General features: G+C 67.5%; 23 protein-coding genes and 2 tRNA genes. 14 read left to right on the forward strand and 11 right to left on the reverse strand.

Going from position 1 to position 19,768, the window contains the following annotated elements; all coding sequences use genetic code 11:
• The first annotated feature begins 9 nt into the window (after nucleotides 1–9).
• The 4 genes from KUL97_RS13205 to plsY are packed head-to-tail and all read left to right on the forward strand — an operon-like array spanning nucleotide 10 to nucleotide 2,745.
• Entirely contained in the window at nucleotides 10–792 is a 783-nt protein-coding gene (locus KUL97_RS13205) for an ABC transporter permease (protein WP_217797463.1), read from the forward strand.
• Nucleotides 789–1,184 carry a DUF3119 family protein gene (locus KUL97_RS13210; protein ID WP_217797464.1) on the forward strand — a complete coding sequence of 132 codons (396 nt, stop codon included), beginning with the start codon at nucleotides 789–791 and terminating at the stop codon, nucleotides 1,182–1,184. Before KUL97_RS13205 ends, KUL97_RS13210 begins: the two co-directional genes overlap by 4 nt.
• Complete coding sequence (locus tag KUL97_RS13215; RefSeq protein ID WP_217797465.1) at nucleotides 1,181–2,104, forward strand: DUF3086 domain-containing protein; 924 nt, start codon at nucleotides 1,181–1,183, stop codon at nucleotides 2,102–2,104. The genes KUL97_RS13210 and KUL97_RS13215 overlap by 4 nt, the downstream gene beginning before the upstream one ends.
• The gene (plsY, locus tag KUL97_RS13220) at nucleotides 2,101–2,745 is read left to right on the forward strand and encodes a glycerol-3-phosphate 1-O-acyltransferase PlsY (protein ID WP_217797466.1); all 645 of its coding nucleotides are present in this window, start codon (nucleotides 2,101–2,103) and stop codon (nucleotides 2,743–2,745) included. Before KUL97_RS13215 ends, plsY begins: the two co-directional genes overlap by 4 nt.
• Before the next feature lie 11 nt (nucleotides 2,746–2,756).
• Here plsY and proC read toward each other — a convergent pair whose 3' ends face one another.
• From proC to der, 6 genes are read right to left on the reverse strand one after another with little or no spacing between them, the layout of a single operon-like run.
• A complete protein-coding gene (proC, locus tag KUL97_RS13225) occupies nucleotides 2,757–3,572 on the reverse strand; it encodes a pyrroline-5-carboxylate reductase (RefSeq protein WP_217797467.1) in 816 nt (271 codons plus the stop codon).
• A 17-nt stretch (nucleotides 3,573–3,589) separates the two neighbouring features.
• The gene (locus KUL97_RS13230; protein ID WP_217797468.1) at nucleotides 3,590–4,144 is read right to left on the reverse strand and encodes a cell division protein SepF; all 555 of its coding nucleotides are present in this window, start codon (nucleotides 4,142–4,144) and stop codon (nucleotides 3,590–3,592) included.
• 28 nt (nucleotides 4,145–4,172) lie between these two features.
• The gene (locus tag KUL97_RS13235) at nucleotides 4,173–4,847 is read right to left on the reverse strand and encodes a YggS family pyridoxal phosphate-dependent enzyme (protein WP_217797469.1); all 675 of its coding nucleotides are present in this window, start codon (nucleotides 4,845–4,847) and stop codon (nucleotides 4,173–4,175) included.
• Between the two features lie 6 nt (nucleotides 4,848–4,853).
• Entirely contained in the window at nucleotides 4,854–5,120 is a 267-nt protein-coding gene (locus KUL97_RS13240; protein WP_217797470.1) for a PipX family protein, read from the reverse strand.
• 36 nt (nucleotides 5,121–5,156) lie between these two features.
• Nucleotides 5,157–6,065, reverse strand: a complete 909-nt coding sequence (locus tag KUL97_RS13245) for a CbiQ family ECF transporter T component (RefSeq protein WP_217797471.1) — start codon at nucleotides 6,063–6,065, stop codon at nucleotides 5,157–5,159.
• A gap of 24 nt (nucleotides 6,066–6,089) precedes the next feature.
• A complete protein-coding gene (gene der / locus KUL97_RS13250) occupies nucleotides 6,090–7,454 on the reverse strand; it encodes a ribosome biogenesis GTPase Der (protein WP_217797472.1) in 1,365 nt (454 codons plus the stop codon).
• A gap of 139 nt (nucleotides 7,455–7,593) precedes the next feature.
• Between der and KUL97_RS13255 the strand changes: the two genes are divergently transcribed.
• Entirely contained in the window at nucleotides 7,594–7,977 is a 384-nt protein-coding gene (locus KUL97_RS13255; protein ID WP_217797473.1) for a L,D-transpeptidase, read from the forward strand.
• Between the two features lie 6 nt (nucleotides 7,978–7,983).
• Here the strand turns inward: KUL97_RS13255 and KUL97_RS13260 are convergent, their stop codons facing one another.
• On the reverse strand, nucleotides 7,984–8,463 hold the full coding sequence (locus tag KUL97_RS13260) for a DUF1823 family protein (RefSeq protein ID WP_217797474.1): 480 nt from the start codon (nucleotides 8,461–8,463) through the stop codon (nucleotides 7,984–7,986).
• A gap of 28 nt (nucleotides 8,464–8,491) precedes the next feature.
• Between KUL97_RS13260 and dusB the strand changes: the two genes are divergently transcribed.
• Both dusB and KUL97_RS13270 read left to right on the forward strand, forming a co-directional pair.
• A complete protein-coding gene (gene dusB / locus KUL97_RS13265) occupies nucleotides 8,492–9,550 on the forward strand; it encodes a tRNA dihydrouridine synthase DusB (RefSeq protein WP_254896545.1) in 1,059 nt (352 codons plus the stop codon).
• Entirely contained in the window at nucleotides 9,483–11,525 is a 2,043-nt protein-coding gene (locus KUL97_RS13270) for a glycosyltransferase family 2 protein (protein WP_217797475.1), read from the forward strand. Before dusB ends, KUL97_RS13270 begins: the two co-directional genes overlap by 68 nt.
• Here the strand turns inward: KUL97_RS13270 and KUL97_RS13275 are convergent.
• Entirely contained in the window at nucleotides 11,440–12,195 is a 756-nt protein-coding gene (locus KUL97_RS13275) for a DUF4079 domain-containing protein (RefSeq protein WP_217797476.1), read from the reverse strand. The two genes, KUL97_RS13270 and KUL97_RS13275, sit on opposite strands and share 86 nt — an antisense overlap.
• A gap of 13 nt (nucleotides 12,196–12,208) precedes the next feature.
• A complete protein-coding gene (gene cobI / locus KUL97_RS13280; RefSeq protein WP_217797491.1) occupies nucleotides 12,209–12,934 on the reverse strand; it encodes a precorrin-2 C(20)-methyltransferase in 726 nt (241 codons plus the stop codon).
• A gap of 106 nt (nucleotides 12,935–13,040) precedes the next feature.
• Here cobI and KUL97_RS13285 point away from each other — a divergent pair, with 106 nt between their 5' ends.
• Nucleotides 13,041–13,586 carry an acireductone dioxygenase gene (locus KUL97_RS13285; RefSeq protein WP_217797477.1) on the forward strand — a complete coding sequence of 182 codons (546 nt, stop codon included), beginning with the start codon at nucleotides 13,041–13,043 and terminating at the stop codon, nucleotides 13,584–13,586.
• Here the strand turns inward: KUL97_RS13285 and KUL97_RS13290 are convergent.
• Complete coding sequence (locus KUL97_RS13290; protein ID WP_217797478.1) at nucleotides 13,583–14,221, reverse strand: tRNA-(ms[2]io[6]A)-hydroxylase; 639 nt, start codon at nucleotides 14,219–14,221, stop codon at nucleotides 13,583–13,585. The genes KUL97_RS13285 and KUL97_RS13290 overlap by 4 nt on opposite strands.
• Nucleotides 14,218–14,664 (reverse strand): type II 3-dehydroquinate dehydratase, encoded by a 447-nt coding sequence (gene aroQ, locus KUL97_RS13295; RefSeq protein ID WP_217797492.1) that lies wholly within the window; start codon nucleotides 14,662–14,664, stop codon nucleotides 14,218–14,220. Before aroQ ends, KUL97_RS13290 begins: the two co-directional genes overlap by 4 nt.
• Nucleotides 14,665–14,758: 94 nt before the next feature.
• On the opposite strand from aroQ, the gene KUL97_RS13300 reads away from it, so the two are divergent.
• The 6 genes from KUL97_RS13300 to KUL97_RS13325 all read left to right on the forward strand — a co-directional run bounded on the left by KUL97_RS13300 (nucleotide 14,759) and on the right by KUL97_RS13325 (nucleotide 19,705).
• Nucleotides 14,759–14,840 (forward strand) — tRNA-Tyr (locus tag KUL97_RS13300).
• Between the two features lie 10 nt (nucleotides 14,841–14,850).
• A tRNA-Thr gene (locus tag KUL97_RS13305) sits at nucleotides 14,851–14,922 on the forward strand.
• 76 nt (nucleotides 14,923–14,998) lie between these two features.
• Nucleotides 14,999–15,604 carry a response regulator transcription factor gene (locus tag KUL97_RS13310; RefSeq protein ID WP_217797479.1) on the forward strand — a complete coding sequence of 202 codons (606 nt, stop codon included), beginning with the start codon at nucleotides 14,999–15,001 and terminating at the stop codon, nucleotides 15,602–15,604.
• Between the two features lie 3 nt (nucleotides 15,605–15,607).
• The gene (locus KUL97_RS13830) at nucleotides 15,608–17,680 is read left to right on the forward strand and encodes an ATP-binding protein (protein ID WP_217797480.1); all 2,073 of its coding nucleotides are present in this window, start codon (nucleotides 15,608–15,610) and stop codon (nucleotides 17,678–17,680) included.
• 49 nt (nucleotides 17,681–17,729) lie between these two features.
• Nucleotides 17,730–18,317 (forward strand): hypothetical protein, encoded by a 588-nt coding sequence (locus KUL97_RS13320; protein WP_217797481.1) that lies wholly within the window; start codon nucleotides 17,730–17,732, stop codon nucleotides 18,315–18,317.
• Nucleotides 18,318–18,328: 11 nt separating this feature from the next.
• Nucleotides 18,329–19,705, forward strand: coding sequence for an aldehyde dehydrogenase family protein (locus KUL97_RS13325; RefSeq protein ID WP_254896547.1), 1,377 nt, complete (start codon nucleotides 18,329–18,331; stop codon nucleotides 19,703–19,705).
• Nucleotides 19,706–19,768 lie beyond the last annotated feature (63 nt).

The following is a 19,768-nucleotide window of genomic DNA, read 5'->3' on the forward strand; positions in this document are numbered from 1 at the left end:
CCCTCACCCATGCCCCAGATGTCCCGCCGCCGCCTCCCCGCCTGGCTTCGCCCCCGCTGGCTCACGCGCCTGGGGGAAAGCTGTCTGATCGGCGGCCAGGCCATGGCGGCCCTGGCCAAGGGCCAGGTGGGCATCAACGATCTGATGGCCGAGTTGATGGAGGCGGGCCCGGGAAGCTTCCTGATCGTGATCATCACAGGCCTGGCGGCCGGCACGGTGTTCAACATCCAGGCCGCTTCCGAGCTGGTGAAGCAGGGGGCTGGCAGCACCGTGGGCGGCATCCTCGCCCTGGGACTGGCCCGCGAGATTGCCCCGATCCTCACCGCCACCCTCGTCACGGGCAAGGTGGCCACGGCCTACGCCGCCCAGCTCGGCACCATGAAGGTGACCGAACAGATCGATGCGATCACCATGCTGCGCACCGACCCGGTGCAATACCTGGTGGTGCCTCGGGTGCTGGCGATGTTGATCATGACGCCCGTGCAATGCCTGGCCTTCTTCGGCGTGGCGATGTGGTCGGGCCAGGTGAGCAGCACGCTGCTGTATCAGATCCCCCCGGGGGTCTTCTGGAATTCGGTGCGCACCTGGATGGAGCCGTCGGATCTGCCGGCGATGCTGCTGAAGGCCGTGGTGTTCGGCCTGCAGATCGCCGTGATCTCCTGCGGCTGGGGGCTCACCACCCGCGGCGGCCCCAAGGAGGTCGGCACCAGCACCACCGGCGCGGTTGTGATGATTCTGGTCACCGTGTCGTTGATGGACGTGGTGCTCACCCAGTTGCTGTTTGGCGAATGACCGGTTCTGAAGCGCCCCTGCCCGATCCCAACCAAGGGGTGATCCTGGCGCCGAGCCCCTGGTTGCCCCTCGCGGTGGTGGTGTTGGGGCTGGCGAGCTTGCTGATCAACCTTTGGCTGGCCCTGGTGCTGAGCCTGTTCGGGCTGTTTCTGCTGATCCAGAGCCAGATCCTGCGACTGCAGTTCAGCGCCGATGCCCTGCTGGTGTGGCGCGGCAGCACGGTGCTGCGCCGCTTCCCCTACAGCGAATGGCTGAACTGGATCGTGTTCTGGCCGGCGCTGCCAGTGCTGTTCTATTTCCGTGAACAGCGCAGCATCCACTTTTTGCCGGTGCTGTTTGATGCCACCACCCTGCGCGAGCAGCTCAACCATCACCTGAGCGCCCAGCCATGAGCGACGACGTCTCCACCCCTGCCCCCGACACCGCCAGCGAGGCGCCTCAAGCGGACTGGACACAGCTCGCCCTGCGCGAGCTGCAACAGCAGCGCGATGCCCTGAAAGCCGAGATCCATGCGCTGAGCGCTCGCCGCGATCAGCTCCAACACGACATCAACAGCAGCTTTGCCGGCCAATCGGATTCGATCGCCCGGCGGGTGAAAGGCTTTCAGGACTACCTGGTCGGTGCCCTGCAGGAGCTGGCAGTCGCAGCCGAGCAGATGGAGCTGGTGGTGCAGCCCCTGGTGGTGCAGCCCTCCCCTCTGGATCAGGCGGCGGCGGCACAGTCCGCCAGCAGCAGCGAGGCTGTGCCCGCTGCGGCCCCGGCCGCTGCAGGCCTGTTCAGCGCCGATGAGCCCCTGATCCGCGAGCGGCTGCAGGGCTTCCAGGGCCAGCCCGATTTCTATGCCGACCCCTGGAAGCTGCGCCGCAGCCTGGAGCCTTCCGGGGCCAGCCTTCTCGAAGACTGGTTCCTGAACCAGGGCGGCCGCGGAGCCCAGCCCAGCAGCGGCAGCCGCAACCGCAATGCCCTGATCACGGCCGCAGCCATTTCGATCCTGGGGGATCTCTACGGGGAGCGCTTCCAAACGCTGGTGCTGGCTGGCACGCCGGAACGACTCGGGGAGTGGCGGCGCGGCCTGCAGGATTGCCTGGGCCTGGCCCGCGAAGATTTCGGCCCCCAGAGCGGCATCGTGCTGTTCGAGCGCCCGGATGCCCTGATCGAACGGGCTGATCGCCTGGAAGAGCGGGGCGAACTCCCCTTCATCGTGGTGGATGCAGCCGAAGCGGCTGTGGAGATCCCGATCCTTCAATTCCCGATCTGGCTGGCCTTTGCCGGCAGCCCCACCGAACTCGCCCTCGACGACGACCTGCTGTGACCGCACTGCTGCAAACCCCGCTGTTCTGCTTGCTGGCGGGCTATCTACTCGGATCGATCCCCAGCGGCTACCTGGCCGGCCGCTGGCTCCAGGGCGTCGACATCCGCAGCCTTGGCTCCGGCTCCACCGGCGCCACCAACGTGCTGCGTCAGTTCGGCAAGGCCCCGGCACTGGTGGTGTTTCTGGTGGATGTGCTCAAGGGCACGGCGGCGGTGCTGCTGGCCAAAGCGCTGCTGCAGCCACTCGGCATCACCGCGGAGAGCGACTGGTGGGTGGTGGCGGCCGGTCTGGCGGCGCTCGCCGGGCACATCTGGCCGGTGTGGCTGGGCTGGCGCGGCGGTAAGGCGGTGGCCACAGGACTGGGCATGCTGCTGGGGCTTACCTGGCCGGTGGGCCTGGCCTGCTTCGGCGTGTTCATGGCCGTGATGTCGATCTCAAGGATCGTGTCGCTCTCCAGCGTGATCGCCGCCCTGAGCCTGCCGCTGCTGATGCTCGGCTCCTTTGCCAGCAGCGGCACCGGCCTCCGGCCCGCCTATCTGGCCCTGGCGCTGGTGGCGATGGTGCTCGTGCTCTGGCGCCACCGCACCAACATCGAGCGGCTACTGGCCGGCACCGAACCGCGGATCGGCCAGAAGAACTGAAGCGCAGCTCTTTAGCCCAACTGGCGACTGCGTTCCGCCGCGGCCAGCACCGCCTCGATCAGGGCGGCGCGCAAACCACCGTTTTCCAAGGCGCGGATCCCGGCGATGGTGGTGCCGCCGGGGCTGCTCACCATGTCTTTGAGCTGAGCGGGATGGAGCTGCTGTTCCTGCAGCAACGCCGCCGTGCCAGCCAAGGTGCGCTGGGCCAGGTGATGAGCCTGCAGTCTCGGCAGCCCCGCCGCCACGGCCCCATCGGCCATGGCCTCAGCCACCAGCGCCACAAAGGCAGGCCCCGACGAGGTGAGCGCCAGGAACGCATCCAACTGGCTCTCCGGCAGCTGCAGCACCTCGCCCACCTGGCCAAACAGCTGCTGCACCCACACCTGCTGCTCAGCCGGCACCCCCTGACCCCAGGCGAGGCCGGTGAGCCCGGCCCGCACCAGGCAAGGGGTGTTGGGCACCGCCCGCACAATCCGCCAACCGGGGAACAGGCGCTGAAGGCGCGCCAGGGTGACACCCGCCAAAACGGAGATCAGCAACGGCGGCTCAACGCCTGTGGGCGCTGGCGCGGCGGCCGACACCCCCTCCAGTTGCTGGGGCTTCACCGCCAACAGCACAGCGGCACAGCCCCAGGCTGAGGCGGCCTCGGTGCTCACCTGCAGATCCGGCCGTTGGGCGCGTAAGCGCTCGGCAGAGGCCTGCGAGGCCACCGCCGCCTGCACACCCGCTGGGCTGAGCTGGCCGCTCTCCAGCAGGGGAAACAGCAAGGCCTGGGCCATGCGGCCCAGGCCGATCACCCCAAAGCTTGCGGGGGAGAAGCTGCTCAAGGGGCTGAGAGATGCGCTCAGCCGACGCTAGCGCCGTAGGTTTCGCGGCCCCAGGCGGGAGCGGGGGCCGCTTCGGGCTCCTGGGTCACATCGCGGGAGACCACGGTGGGGGAGGAGGGCTCTTCGCTGGCAGCGGTGGTGACGGTCACGCAGCTGGGGGCGAACAGGAAGATGCTCTCGCCCACGCGCTCCTGGTGGCCGTCGATGGCGAAGGTGCCACCGGCCACGAAATCCACGGCCCGCTGAGCCTGATCCGGCTCCATCATCGTGAGATTGAGGATCACGGTCTTGCGCTCGCGCAGGGCCTGGATGGCCCGGGGCATCTCATCAAAGCTGCGGGGCTCCATCAAGCTCACTTCCGCCGCTGAGGAGGAGATGCCCGGCATGCCGATCACATTGCTGCCGGCAAAGGGATCGACACTGTCGAAATCGCTGGTGAGAGCCAGAGCACCGGGGCTCGTGGTGCTGCTGGTTTCCGGCACATCACCGTGGTCGTAATCCAGCTCGTCGTCATAGCCATCGAGGTAGTCGTCACCGGAGACAACTGCACGCAGGCGGGAGAGCAACGACACCGTGAAACCTCGGTCTTGGCACTGGAACTTAGATAGCGTCCCACGCCGGCGCTGACAAGGGTTTCGGCCCGAAGAGGGCTGAGCCGATACGAACCCAGGTGCTACCTGCCGCCGCGGCCTCGTGCCAATCGCCGCTCATGCCCATCGACAACTGCTCCAGCCCCAGCTCCTGAGCCAGGGCCGCGCAGTCCTGAAACAGGCTCTGGCGCTCGGCGGCATCCAGTCCCAGGGGGGCCATCGTCATCAAGCCCACCAGCTGCAGAGCGGGCAACGCCTGCAGGCGAGGCCAGGCCTGGCGCAGGGCATCGGGCTCGAATCCACCCTTGGCCGGATCCGGGCGCAGCTTGACCTGCAGCAACACCTTCGGGCTGATGCCCTCCTCCCGAGCGATCCGGGCCACCCGCTCAGCCAACGCCAAAGAATCCACCGAATGCAGCCATGCAAAACGCTGGAGCACCGGCCGCACCTTGTTGGCCTGCAAGCGACCGATGAAATGCCAATCGAGCTCCTGGAGATCGGCCAGCTCGTCTTGTTTGGGGGCGGCTTCCTGGAGGCGGCTCTCGCCAAAGCTGCGTTGCCCGGCTGCGGCCAACGCGCGGATGGCCGCAGCCGGGTGGCCTTTGCTCACCGCCAGCAGCTGGGTGGACGCGGGCAACTGGGCGCGGATCGCGTCCAGACGCTCGGCGGCGGACTCAGGCACCACCAGCGATCAGATGAAGGTTTGATCGAACAGCTGTCGCCAGCGGGCGTGGGCTTCCGGCCCGTCCCGGCGGGCACGGGCGAGGTTCTGTTCCGCCAGGTGCCGGGCATCCATTAACGGGATCACCTCAAACTGAGCGCCACGTTCCTGCAACGTCACCACAAAAAACATGCGCTGGGCGTACAGCGTGGCGTAGAGATCACGCCCCTCAGCCACCTCGGCCACGCGGTAGAGCAATCCAAAGGTGGGGTGGTTGAGATAACGCTCTGTGCTCACGCAGCGCTCAATCGGTCTGTACCGACGGTGACCAAATCAGACGTCACCGTACCTCCACCGCAAACCGAGCAACAGCGCAAGACCCAGCGTTGCCAGCCATTGCAGCGCTGGCTTGGGCAGCGGATCGCGCAACAACTGTGCCGGCGCAATCCAGCGCCCGCCCTTGGCCATCAGCGCTTCAGCGCCCTGCTCGGCCCGCAACAACACATTTGCCAGCAGGCGCTCACCCAGGGCGAGCACCAGGGCCAGTGAGCCTTGCAGGCCCAGTTGGCGCAGGTTCACCGAACGGGTGGCCACCGAGCGCAGCAGGTTCTGAAATTCCTCCTGCACCAGAGGCAAAAAGCGCAGCGACAGCAGCAAGGTGAACCCCAGGCGCTCCACCGGCACCCCCAACCGAGCCAGAGGAGCCATGCACCAGCTCAATCCCCATACCAACGCTTCAGGCGGCGTGGTGAGCAGGAGCAGATTGGCGCTATGGATCACCGTGAACAGCAAGGTGGCGCTGTTGAGTCCAAGTGCCGCAGAGCGGCGCGTGATCACCAAGGGGCCCAGTGGAACCGGCCCCAGCTGCACCGGCCCCCAACGCAACAGCTCCCAGCGCATCCCCTGATCCGCCGGGGCCATCCGGATTTCCTGCGGCGGCCGGGTCTGGGGCGCCGCTGCGGCACCTCCAGCCGGCAAGAACGTGGCGAGAAGTCCCACCAACAGCGACAACACCACAAGCAACGGCAAGGTGCGGCGCCAGATCCGCCAGGGCAGGCCACTGCAGGCGGTGACCAGCAGCAACAGGCCCACCAGAGCCAACCGCCACCAAGGGCCCGCCAGGATCGGCGTGAGCAGGAAGGCCACGGTCCAGGCCAGCTTCAGGCGCGGATCGAGATCACGCAGCCAGCTACCGGTGCCATCGACGTATTGGCCGATGGGGATTTGGCGCAACCAGTCCATCAGGCTCCCACCCGTCCCGGGAGATCAGCGGCCGCGAGCTTGCTGTTTGGCCAGATCGCGCTCGGCATCGCGCTGCTGCTTGCCGCGCCAGAACAGCTTGAGCGGTGAACCTTCAAAGCCCAGGCCTTCACGGATCTGCCGTTCCACATAGCGACGGTAGGTGTCGCCGAAGAGCTTCGGGTCGTTCACGAACAGGGTGAAGCTCGGCGGGCGCGTGGCCACCTGGGTTCCGTAATAGATCCGGCCCTGACGGCCGCCGCGGCTGGTGGGCGGTGAACGCCAGCTCACCGCCTCCTGCAGCACCTCATTCACCACCGAGGTGCTCACCCGGCGCCTGTGCTGCTCCACCGCCACAGCCGCAATCGCAAAGATGCTCTGCACCCGCTGGCCGCTCAGGGCCGAGGTGAAGAGCATCGGCGCCCAATCGAGAAAATAAAGCTTGGAGCGGAGCTCTTTTTCCATCGCCGGCATGGTGTGCGAGTCCTTTTCGATCGCATCCCATTTGTTCACCACCACCACGCAGGCGCGGCCGTCCTCTTCGATGCGGCCGGCGAGGCGCTGATCTTGCTCCGTCACACCATCGAGCACATCGATCACCAGCACGCACACATCGGAGCGCTCAATCGCCTTGAAGCTGCGGTTGATTCCGAAGAATTCCGGGCCGTAATTCACCGAACGCTTGCGGCGGATGCCGGCGGTGTCGAGGATTTTCCAGGTGTGGCCTTCACGCTCGATTGTGGTGTCGATCGTGTCGCGGGTGGTGCCGCGGATCGGGCTCACGATCGCCCGCTTCTCGCCGCAAATGGCATTCAGCAGGCTGGATTTGCCCACGTTGGGCCGGCCAATGATCGCCAGCTGGATCGGCTCCTCACCGGTGAGCTCCTCGGTGGGCGGCAGGTGATCCACCAACTTGTCGAGCAAGTCGCCGGTGCCGGCGCCATGGATCGCCGAAATGGGATGGGGCTCGCCCAAGCCCAGGCTCCAGAACTCGGCGGCCATCGAGAGGCCGGCTTCGGGCGACTCGCACTTATTCACCGCCAGCAGCACCGGCACGTTGTGGCCGCGCAGCCATTCGGCGATCGATTCATCAGCGGCGGTCAGGCCCTGCTGCCCGTCGGCGATCACCACCGCCACGGAAGCCTCCGAGAGCGCCAGGTTGGCCTGCTCGCGGATTTCGGGGAGAAATTCGCTGTCGTCGTCGAACACCAGGCCACCGGTGTCCACCACCTTGAAGTGGCGATCGCGCCAATAGCCGTCTTGATAGGTGCGATCACGCGTGACCCCGGGCTCGTCGTGCACGATCGCCTCGCGGCTCTTGCAGAGACGATTGACCAAGGTGGATTTGCCCACGTTGGGGCGGCCAATGATGGCAACGACCGGCAGAGCCAAGCGGGTATCACAACAACTGTCGTGACTTGACCCTACAGGCCGGCGGAAGCGAAAAACTTTCCGCCGTCGCAGGATGGGACGCAGCGAGTCTCGCTAGCAGAAGGGTGTTCTGAGCCCCGCCCCTGCAGCGGCCTGCCCCATGGTGGAACTGATCGCCGCGATCGTGGTCGACCTCTCCGACCAGAAGCTGTATGTGTACAACCCGAATCAGGAGCTGGTGCGCACGGTGCTGGTGAGCACCGGCAAAGCCTCCACACCCACGCCCATGGGCAGCGCCCAGGTGTTCACCAAGCACCGCAGCGTCACCATGCGCGGCCGCTCCTATGTGGTGCCCAACGTGCCCTACACGATGTGCATCACGCAGAACGAACTGATCTGCATGCATGGCGCGCCCTGGCAGGAGGCGGCAGGCCAACGGTTCGGCGTGGCGCGCAGCAGTGGTTGCATCCGCATCCCCAGCCCTCACGCCCGCTGGTTGTTTGAAAACACTCCCGTCGGCACGCCGGTGACGATCCAGGCCTAAGCCGGCTCAGCTGATCGGCAGATCACCCGGGTGGCCCGCCACTGGATCGGCCGGCTGCTCGCGCAGTGCGGGCAACGGGCCGCTCTCCGGCAGCGGCTCGGCTCGCTCGGCCAGATGGGCCAGCAGCCAGTTCACCGCCGTGGCCCGGCGGGTTCGGCGCGGATAGAGCTCACCGATGCGATACCCCGCAAAGCCCAGCTGCTCCTTGAGCAGTTGTTTGTGCTGCTTGGAGATCGAGCGCGTGAGCGCCACCGAGGGCGGCCGCTGAGCGATGAACTGGGGCTCAGTTGGGAATGACTCCCGCCAGCTGGCTTCCGCAGCCGGGCCCGCGCTCCAGGTGCCGGAGCCATCGAGCTCGTATCCCAGGCGCGGCCAGATCAGTTCACACACGAAGCGATCGCTGGTGCGATCGGCCAGCACCGCTTCCAGCAGCGCGCGACTCAGGGGGAAGGGCACGGGCGTGGCGGCGGCTTCGGCAGGAGGCATCGGCCTGGAGTCCGACAATCAACGCACCATGATCACCGCCCCACCCCCACTTGAGCTGGCCGGCCGCGGCACCCCCCGGGCGCTGCGCTGCCGCGTGCTGCAGTCGCCCCTGGCGGGGGTGAGCGATCGCATCTTCCGCAGCCTGGTGCGGCGCTGGGCGCCGGATGCGCTGCTGTTCACCGAGATGGTGAACGCCACCAGCCTGGAGCTGGGCCACGGCCTGATCAAGGTGGAGGAGCTCGCCAGCGAACCAGGGCCGATCGGGGTGCAGCTGTTTGATCACCGCCCGGGCGCCATGGCCGATGCCGCCCGCCGCGCCGAAGCCGCCGGCGCCTATCTGATCGATATCAACATGGGCTGCCCGGTGAAAAAGATCGCCAAAAAAGGCGGTGGCAGCGGTCTGATCCGCGACCCCGATCTGGCGGCCCGCATCGTGGAGGCGGTGGCTGCAGCCGTGACCATCCCGGTCACGGTGAAAACGCGCCTGGGCTGGTGCGGCAGCGATGCCGATCCGGTGAGCTGGTGCCAGCAGCTCGAGGGTGCCGGTGCCCAGCTGCTCACCCTGCACGGCCGCACCCGCGAGCAGGGCTTCAAGGGCCAGGCCGATTGGGATGCCATCGCCGCTGTGAAGCAGGCACTCACGATCCCGGTGATCGCCAACGGCGATGTGAACAGCGCCGCCGATGCCCTGCGCTGCCTCGAGCTCACCGGCGCCGATGGCGTGATGGTGGGCCGCGGCACCATGGGCGCCCCCTGGCTGGTGGGCCAGATCGATGCCGCCCTCAGCGGCCGGCCGATCCCGCCCAGCCCCGGCGCCCGCGCGCGGATCGCACTGGCCGCCGAGCAGCTGCAGGCCCTGGTGGCCGCCCGCGGCGATCACGGCCTGCTGATCGCCCGCAAACACATGAGCTGGACCTGCACGGGCTTCAGCGGAGCGCCGCAGCTTCGCCACGCTCTGATGCGGGCGCCCACCCCGGCAGACGCTCTAGCGTTGCTGGACCAAGCCGCGGCCCAGCTGGATGACTGCGGAGCTCTGGCTCCCCTGGCTGCTGCTGCTGTGGCCCCTGTGGCTGAGTCGCCGGCCTGAAGCGCAGCAGCCCCTGTGGAGGCGGCGCAGCCTGCTGCTGCTGCTCGCGCTGCTCACCCTGCACTACCTGCAGTGGCGGGTGCTCCACAGCCTCAACCTGATCACCCCCCTGGCCACGGGGCTGAGCCTGCTGCTCCTGCTCGCCGAGGGCTGGCTGCTGCTCAGCGGCCTGCTGCCGCTGCTGCTGGCCTGGCGCCGCTTCAGCGATGGCCGCCCCGAGGCCGATGCCGCCCAGGCCCGCTGGCGGGGCAGCAGCTGGCGCCCCACGGTGGATGTGCTGATCCCCACCTGCGGCGAACCGCTACCAGTGCTGGAGCGCTGCCTGCGCGCCTGCAGCCAGCTCCGCTATCCCCACCGGCAGCTCTGGCTGCTCGATGACGCTGGCCGCCCGGAGCTGGAAGCGCTGGCGGCCCTCTATGGCGCCACGTACCACCACCGCCCCGACCGCCGTCACGCCAAAGCCGGCAACCTCAACGCCGGCCTGGCCCTCAGCTGCGGCGAACTGATCGCCGTGTTCGATGCCGACTTCGTGCCCCAGCAGCACTTCCTCGAGCGCACGATCGGCCTGCTGCTCGATCCGCAGGTGGCGCTGGTGCAAACGCCCCAACACTTCCTCAATGCCGATCCGGTGATGCGCAACCTGGCGATGGAGGCCTGGCTGCTGCCCGATGAGGAGAGCTTCTACCGCTGGATCGAACCGGTGCGCAGCGCCTGGGAAGCCGTGGTGTGCGCCGGCACCAGCTTTCTGGTGCGCCGCAGCGCCCTGGCCGAAGTGGGTGGCTTCGTGGAAGAGGCCATCTCGGAAGACCTGGTAACCGGCATGGCCCTCGCCTCCCGCGGCTGGAAGCTGCGCTACCTCGGCGAAAAGCTCAGCGCCGGCCTGGCCGCCGAAACCATGCTCGATTTTGTGCGCCAACGGCAGCGCTGGGCCTCCGGCACGCTGCAAGCGCTGCGGTTATCCCAGGGCCCGCTGCGCCTGCGTGGCTTGCGGCCCGGCCAGCGCATGGCCTACCTCGAGGGGGCGCTGCACTGGTTCAACACCGTGCCGCGCCTGTTGCTCCTGCTGATGCCGCTGAGCATCGGCCTGCTCGGCGTTGCACCTGTTCTGCTCACCGACTCGGCTGTTCTGGGCAAGCTGCTGCCCCTCTGGATCGCGCTGCTGCTGAGCACGGGCTGGCTGAACCGCGGCAGCCGCCATGCCCTGCTGGCGGATCTACCCGGCTGGGCCCTGGCCGTACCGCTGGCCGCCACGGTGCTGGCCAGCCTCTGGGGGCGCGTGCAGCCGTTTCGCATCACCCCCAAACACCGGGTGCACGGGCGCGGCGGCATCGCCCCCGTGCTGGCCCTGCCCCTGCTGCTGCTCCTGGGCCTCAATGGGCTCAACCTGGCGCTGATCCTGCGCCATCTGAGCTCCGGCGGCGGCAGCGCCGGTGGCTGGCTGGGCCTGGCTTGGGGCGGACTCACCTTGCTCGGCCTGCTGGTGGCTCTGCGGGCTTGCCGCGATCCCGCCGCCGGCGATCCCAGCCCCTGGCTGGCCCTGCCGTTACAAGCCACGCTGCGGGGGCGAGATGCCACCAGGCAGCCCTTAGAACACACCGTGGCGATCGAAGCTCTCAGTGAAGCCGGTGTTGCCCTGGCGCTTGGTGCTCTGCCACCAGACGGGACAGGTCAGTGGAGGGAGTTGCGTATCGCAAGCGCCCCAGAGTTGCCGGCCCTGCCCCTAGCCCCCCAGGCTCAATCCTGCTCACGCCTGAGCTGGGCCTGGGAGCGAGGCCCGGCCGATGCGCGCGAGCAGTTCCTGGGATGGCTGTATGGGCGCCCCGGCGCCTGGCCGCAGCGACAAGCTCCGCCGGAGTGGCGGGCGCTGCTGGCTCTGCTGCGCCGGTTGATCAGCCCAGGGCGGGAGCGGCGACGGCTGAGCCTGGTGCCGCAGCAGCTGCAGCCGCCGCCGGCTCCGGGCACACCCGCTTGGTGAAATCGCAGCGATAGATCGCCGGCTTCTGCCAGCTGAGCGGGATCTCCAGCAAATCGCGGCTGCCAGTGATCGCCTGCACTGCCAGCAGCACCATGATCAGGATGTTGCTGGCCACATGCAGGCGTCGCCAACGCAGGTGGCGGCTGATTTCCGGGCGAGCCGCCAGGTTCATCAGGAACAACCCAGTGAGCAGCACACCGCTCCAGTAATGGGAGCTCCAGAACGCCCCGCTGAAGGGGTTATCGGAGAGACGCCAGATCTCAGCTTGGCTGCCTAGCCCCAGGAGCCCGGCCCAGGTGAGCAGTGTGAAAGTGGCCCTGAGCGCTGGACGCTTCACCTTGAGCAACGCCAGAAGCGCCACCAACGTGCCGGCTGCCACCAGCATCAACAGCGCCAGCCGCGCCAAACCACCCGCAAAGGCAACGCCGGGCTCCACGGCCTTGCTGATGAACGAATACACCAGCGCGATCAGCACGGCCACCACCACGCCTGCCGTCACCCAGCGGCCATGGTCGGCATGCTCGCGGGGCACCAGCGCCGGCTGCTGGGTGATGCCGAGGCGCTTTTCGCGCACCAAGATGCCGAGCCGGATCGTGGCCCCCACCACCGGATACACAAACAGGATCACCAGCACCGGATGGAGCAGTGAAAACCAATCGATTGGGGTCATCGCGGCGCCTCCTTCAGGGCAACACCGCCGGCCAGCCCTGGCGGATCAATAACAGCGAAAAATAGGGCTGCTCGGCGGGGCTGACCGCCGCCGCCCTGGCCAACAGCTGATCAGGCCAGCCCACCCGCTGGGCAAACAGGCTCTGCTCCAGCAGCCCTCGTTCCGCCAGCAACGGCTGCACCCAACTCCAGCGGTGCCCCAGCTTCAGCAGCGCCAACACCGCTCCAGCGGCAGAGGCCTGCTCGAGGAGCTGCTCTAACTCCGGCTGAGTTTCAGGGGTGGGGCGGATCCAGAGCGGTTCCTGCTGCAAGGCCAACGGCCAGGGCATGCCCGCACTCGACGCGGCGGCTGCCGCCGCGGCCGCGGCGGTGATGCCCGGAATCACCCGCACCGGCACATCCGGCTCCCGCTCCGCCAAGGCCAAGAGCACGTAGGAACAACTGGCGTAGAGCGAGCTATCGCCCTCGCACAGCAGCACCACCCGGCGCTGGGCGCGCACCTCAGCCGCCAAAGCCGCGGCCGCCGCATGCCAGGCCTGCCGGCGCGGCTCCGCCTCCACCACCATCGGGAACAGCAACGGCAGGCGTCGCTGCTCGGGGCCAATCCAGGGGGCGGCAATCCGCGCGGCCATGCCCTCTGCCTCCAGCCGTGCCACCGGGTAGGTCACCACATCAGCGGCCTCGATCGCACGCACGGCAGCCACGGTGAGCAACGCAGGATCTCCGGGCCCCACCCCCACCAACGTGACGCCCGCCGCCGCCTGTTCAGAAGCTGGAAGGTGATCCAAACAACAGGGGAGGCAGACAGCCGCCTTTCTAGGCTGCGAGCACAGGCGGCATGACCCGATGAGTCATCTGCAGATCTTTCCGGCCAGCGGCAGCCACCCGCTCCCCAGCTTTGCCAGCAACGACCCAGCGCTGATTGCTGCTGAGCTAGCCGAACGAGGCATCGGCTTTGAACGCTGGCCGGCCCACCAGGAGTTGCCTGCAGGCGCCAGTGCCGATGCCGTTTTGACCGCCTACGCCGCAGAGATCGCGCGGGTGCAGTCCAGAGGCACCTATCCCACTGTGGATGCGATCCGGATGACGCCCGACCATCCCGATCGCGCAGCGCTGCGCCAGAAGTTTCTGGCCGAACACACCCACGCGGAAGACGAAGTGCGCTTCTTTGTGGAGGGCGAGGGTCTGTTCTGCCTGCACATCGACAACGAGGTGCTGCAGGTGCTTTGCACAGCCGATGACTGGATCAGCGTTCCGGCCGGCACCAAGCATTGGTTCGACATGGGCAGCGCCCCGACGTTCTGCGCCATCCGCTTCTTCGACAACCCCGAAGGCTGGGTGGCCCAGTTCACCGGCGATGCGATCGCCGAGCGCTATCCGCTGCTGGCCTAAGCGCCCGGCTCCACCCCGACCGAGTGCATCCGAACCTGGTCCTCAGAGTCCAAGACCCCTGTCAAAGCCTCCACCTCCACCGCCGCCAACTCCTGGAGCCGAGCCGCGGTGGCCTCACGACCGAAGCGCTCTTCGCACAGGCACCAGTAGAGACCGAAGTGCCGGGCTTCGCTGGCCAGCAGCTCGCCATAGAGCGCCCGCAACTCAGCATCGGGACTGTGGGCCGCCAACAGGGCCATGCGCTCATGGCTGCGCGCCTCAATCAGGCCCGCCACCAGAAAGGAATCGAGCATCCGTGCTGATTCGCCCTTGCGCACCGCTGCGGTGAGGGTGGCGCCGTAGCCCGGCGCCTGGAGCGGGCGCAGCGCCTGGCCACGCCGCTGCAGCAGCTGCAGCACCAGCTCGAAGTGCTCCAGCTCCTCCCGCGCCAGCGGGCTCAGCAGCGCCCCCAGCCCCTCATCGGAGGGGTAGCGGAACATCAGCTGCAGCGCCACGCCAGCCGCCTTGCGCTCGCAATGGGCGTGATCGATCAGCACCAGCTCGGGCCGGGCGTTGGCCTGCTCCAGCCAGCGGGTGCTGCTGGGGGCCGCCAGCCACTTCACCCGGGCTGTGGGGTTCTCGAGCAGCGCCGTCATGCCGCGGCCTCGGCGCGCAGACGCTGCACCAGGCCTTGCAGCGCTAGGCCGTAGCTGGCGGGTCCAAAGCCACAGATCACGCCCAGGGCCTTGTCGGCCAAATAGGAGTGATGGCGGAAGGGCTCACGGGCATGCACGTTGCTCAGGTGAAGCTCTACGTAGGGAATTGCCACTCCCAGCAGTGCATCGCGCAGGGCAATCGAGGTGTGGGTGAAGGCGCCGGCATTGATCAAGATCCCGTCGGCATGGCCGCGGGCCGCATGGATGCGATCCACCAGGGCGCCCTCGTGGTTGCTCTGGAAGCACTCCAGTGCCACGCCGAGCCCGGCCGCCTGACGGCTCAACTCCGCCTCGATGGCCTCCAAGGTGTCAGCGCCGTAAAGGCCTGGCTCCCGCAACCCCAGCAGGTTGAGGTTGGGTCCATTCAGCAGCAATACCCGCATCGCCAGCGCCGTGGATCCGGCCTTCAGTGCCTTGATCGTAAGGAGAGAGGCCAGGGGCAGACCCACCGGCTGGTAAGTTCTTGGGGTGTGGTTCGGGTCGGTGCCCGAGTGGTTAATGGGGGCGGACTGTAAATCCGCTGGCTCTGCCTACGTTGGTTCAAATCCAACCCGGCCCACCTTCCACATGCCCTTGTAGCTCAGCGGTAGAGCACTCCCTTGGTAAGGGAGAGGTCACGAGTTCAAGTCTCGTCAAGGGCTTTAAAAAAGACAGCCAAAGGTTGTTGAAACCTGCTTAATCGTGCAGGCTTAAACACTCTTTTCTGCATTCGCCTGGATGACGGCATCACCATCCACCACGTCTCAGGTTTTGCGCTGCCTGATCGTGGAAGACCAGGTGATGTTCCTGCAGCTGCTCCGCTCGATGCTGGAGGCCATCCCCGGCCTGCGGGTGGTGGCATCAGCCACCACCCAAGCCGATGCCATCGCCTTCTGCCGCAGTGCAAACCCACCTGATCTCGTGATCCTTGATCTGGCCCTACCCGACGGCGATGGACTCGCTGTCGCCGAAGCCTTAGCGGACCACCACCCGAACCCCCAGGTGGTGGTGCTCTCCGGCCAGGCCAGCAGCTTTGTCTGCCCGGCGGCGCTGCAGCCCCTGATCGCCGGCGTGGTGGACAAAACCTCGGCCTTCCATCAGCTCACCAGCGTGCTGGAGCGCTGCCTGCCCCAGAGCAGCGAACCCCTCACCCGCCGCCAGCAGGAGATCTACGGTCTGATCGGCCAAGGCCTCACCAACAAGGAAATCGCCAAGGCCACCAACCTCTCCATCGCCACGGTGGAAACCCACCGCAAGGCCATCGCCCAGAAGCTGGGGGTGAGCGGTGCTGAGCTGGTACGGCAGGCCTCGCTGCTGGGCCGCCTCAACAACGCGGAGGCCTGAAGGATGGCGGCACGCTTTCAGATCCCGCGACCCAAGCGGCTCGCCAACCGCCTGGCGGTGGTGAGTGCGCTGCAACTGCTGCTGGTGACCGGCGGCTTCAGCCTGCTGAGCTACAGCCTCGGCCGGCGCAGCGGCCTGGAACTCAGCGAGGGCTACCGCCAGAACGCTTCGGTGGTGGATCTCTCGATCCGGCTCTCCAGCAAGCTCAACTACCCGATCTGGATCAACGCGCTCAACCTCAATTGGCTGAAGGCCGACCCGGCTCGGCAGCGGAACGTGGCGGCCATCAGCGAGCGCTTCTGGACGCAGATGCAGGTGTTCCCTGTGGACTACATCAACATCGGCCTGGCCGATGGCGCCTTTGTGGGCCTGGAGCGCACGGACGAGGGCGAGCTGCTGCTCAACGAAGACACCCCCCGCAGCGGGAGAGGCTCCATGGCGGTGTACGCGATGAGTGCCGAAGGCCGGCGCGGTGCGCTGCTGGAGCGGATCCCGGAGATGAGCCCCACCCATGAGGAGGCCTGGTATGTCGACACCGCCAAAGCCGGCAAGCCCAGCTGGAGCTCCATCTATGCCTGGGAGGACCAGCCTGAGGTGTTCTCCATTTCTTACAACGCCCCGCTGTTCGGCCCGGATCGCAGCCTGCAGGGCGTGGTGGGTGTGGACATGGTGCTCAGCCAGCTGAGCACCTGGCTGCAGGGGGTCTGGAAAAACCGCGAGGGGATGGCCTTGATCGTGGAGCCCAATGGGGATCTGGTGGCCTCCTCCATGCCGGAGCTCACCCTCACGAAGCAGGGCGGCAACGTGGAACGCGCCAACCTGCGCGAGCTCTCCACCCCCCTGATCCGCGCCCTCAGCCAGGCGTTCCAGGCCGCAGCGCGTCAGCCCGATCAGCCCAGCCCTGCGCTGCGCGCGCGCATCAACGGCCAGGTCTTCACAGTGCAGGCCAGCCCCTGGGGCCAGGCAGAAGGGCTGAACTGGACGCTGCTCACGGCCCTGGCGGCCAGTCCCAGCAACGCCGCCGCCGAACGCAGCAGCACGCTGGCCCTGGTGGCGGCGGCGGCGGCCCTCACCGGGGCCGTGGTGCTAATCGGCCGGCAGATCAGGGCCCTGCTCGAACCCCTCGCGCAACTGGAATCCGCCTCCCGCGAGCTGAGCAGCGCCCTGAGCGCACCCAGTGCTACCGCTGCCCCCAACCTGCACTTTCAGAGCGGCCTCTCCAGCGCCTCAGGGGAGGAGCTGATCGCCCTGGATGACGCCATCAGCGAGCTGGTGGAGCGCTACAACGCCCTCACCGCCAACCTGCAGGAAGCCCAGGAGCGCGAGCGCTTCCGCGATGCCCAGACCCTGGCCCTGCTCAAAGACAAGCTGCGCAGCAGTCTGCAGGCCGCGGCGGTGGCCCACGAGATCAACCAACCCCTGAGCGTGCTGCTGCTCAACAGCCAACTGCTGCTGGAGCGGAGCCAACAGCTCGGCAGCCCGGAGCTACCGGAGAGCTGGCAAGCCCAGCTCCACAGCATCCGCCAGGAAGCCGATCGGGTGGTGCTCACCATTGAAAAGATGCGCGCGTTGCTGCGCAACGTGCAAACCGAGCACCAGCGCCTCGACCTACGAGAGGTCGCCCAGAGCGCTCTGCTTTATGCCCGCTCCGGCGGCCCCCTCAGCCGCCTCACGGTGGACAGCACGGAGCTCGATCAACAGCGGGAGGCCGCCTGGGTGGATGGGGATGCCGTGCAGATCCAGATTGCGATCGTGAACCTGCTGCGCAACGCCGCCGAGGCCCTGAGCAACCACAGCACAAACGCACCCTGGATCGGCATCAGCCTCCAGCGCGAGGGCGAACATTGGTGCCTCTCGGTGAGCGACAACGGCCCCGGGCTGCCGCCTCAAGCCCTCGACAGCACGCCCCTCCAGACCACCAAAGCCACCGGCAGTGGCCTGGGGCTCTTCGTGGTGCGCACCACCATGGACAACCACCACGGCGAGCTGCGCTGCGCCTCCAGCCCCCAGGGTGGTGCCAGCCTGGCGCTGCTGTTTCCCGCCCAGGCCGCGCCCCTACCCACCACTGGGGATTGAGCGAAACCACCCTCCGCTTGCAGATTTTGCATAGGGAGGGGTGGTTCCCATGGCCGACATCCTGTTCGACGGATTGCCCGTGCTCGATCTGCTGGAGATCACTCCCAGCACCAGCGTGGTGGCCCAGCTCACCCAACGGGATCAGAGCTCCATCTCCCGGATCTACCGGCAGGTGAGCCGCCGGCTGGGCCTGGAGTTCCGTAAACACACCGACGGCCGCTACCGCGCCAGCGCCAATCAGGTGCTGCTCGAAGGCCTGCGGCGCTCCTCGCAATGGCTGCGGCTGCAGGCCAGCCCCGCCGAGCCCCGCTGGCTCGCCTGTGGCCATGCCGGCCAGGTGCATGCCGCTTTGCAGCCCACCCTGGTGCAGCACTGCAGCCATCCTCACCAGATTGAGGCGCTGCTGCTGGAGCGGGTGCTCGATCTGGCGGTGCTCAGCCTGCCCGAGGCGGTGGGTCCACACTCCAGCGGGGAGCTGGTGGAGATTCCCCTGGTGCGCCATGCAGGCGGGGTGGATCGCATCGTGATGCGGGGCGACCTGCGGGATCAGCCGGTCCTTCAGGCCCTGATCGCTGCACTGGAACGGCAGGCCCAGGAGCATCTGCGGCAGCATCCCGAGCAGGACTGGTTGGGCTGAGCCCGCCCGCAATGCTGCTTTCCACCTCCATTGCCGCCATGCGGCAGCCCGTGAGCGACGGTGTCACCGGGCCGCGCCGCTGGCGCCTCGAGCAACTCGAGCGCCTCGAGCGCGCCATCGCCGAGCGGCGGGATGCCGTGCTCTCGGCCTTGGCGAGCGATCTCGGCAAACCACCAGTGGAGGCCTACTTCGAGCTGGTGGCGGTGCAGCAGGAAATCCAGCTAGTGCGCAGCCGCCTGCGCCGCTGGATGGCACCGCGGCCCGTGGGTCTGCCGGTCTTCCTGCAGCCCGGCCGCGCCGAGGTGATCCGGGAGCCCCTGGGCTGCGTGCTGGTGATCGGCCCCTGGAACTACCCCTTCCTGCTCAGCCTGCAACCGCTGGTGAGTGCCCTGGCAGCAGGCAACACCGTGGTGCTCAAACCGTCTGAGCACGCTCCGGCCACCAGCGCCCTGATCGCCGATCTGATCCAGGCGGCCTTTCCCAGCACCACGGTGCAGGTGGTGCAAGGCGATGGCCCCGTGGCCCAAGCGCTGCTGCAGGAGCGCTTCGATCACATCTTTTTCACTGGCGGCGAACGGGTCGGCCGGCTGGTGATGGAAGCGGCAGCGCGCCACCTCACCCCGGTGACGCTCGAGCTGGGTGGCAAGAGCCCTGCTGTGGTGCTGCGGGATGCCGATCTGGAGGTGAGCGCCCGGCGGCTGGTGTGGGGCAAATGCCTCAATGCAGGTCAAACCTGCATCGCCCCGGACTACCTGCTGGTGGACGAGGCGGTGGAAGCACCACTGATCCAACAACTCAGCGCGCGCATCAGCCAGTGCTTTGGCGCGGATCCCCTGGCCTCAGCGGATCTGGGCTGCCTTGTGAATCAGGCTCAGTTCGATCGGCTGCATGGCCTGCTGGAGGGTGCCCGCAGCCGCGGCCAGGTGCTCTTCGGCGGCCAGAGCGACCCCAGCCGGCGGCGGATCGCCCCCACCTTGATCCAGGTGGACAACCTGGACGATCCCCTGATGCAGGACGAACTCTTCGGCCCGCTTCTACCGGTGCTGCGCGTGAACGGCCTGAACGAGGCGATCGAACGGATCAACCAACGCCCCAAACCTCTGGCGCTGTATCTCTTCAGCAAGCAACGCGAGGCCCAGGATCAAATCCTGCAGCGCACCAGCTCCGGCGGCGTGTGCTTCAACGATGTGGTGATGCAAGTGGGCGTGCCGGACCTGCCCTTCGGTGGGGTGGGCAACAGCGGCATGGGCACGTATCACGGTGAAGCCGGATTCCGCACGTTCTCGCACGAACGCAGCGTGCTGCGCCGGCCCTTCCGGCTGGACGTTCCGTTCCGCTACCCGCCCTATGCCGGCAAGCTGCCGCTGGTGCGCCGCGTCCTGGGCTGAACGCTCCTGCAAATGCAGCGCAATCGTGCGCTCAGCCTGATCAACAGGCCTTATCAAACAGGG

This window comes from Synechococcus sp. HK05 (assembly GCF_019104765.1).
Lineage (GTDB): Bacteria > Cyanobacteriota > Cyanobacteriia > PCC-6307 > Cyanobiaceae > Vulcanococcus.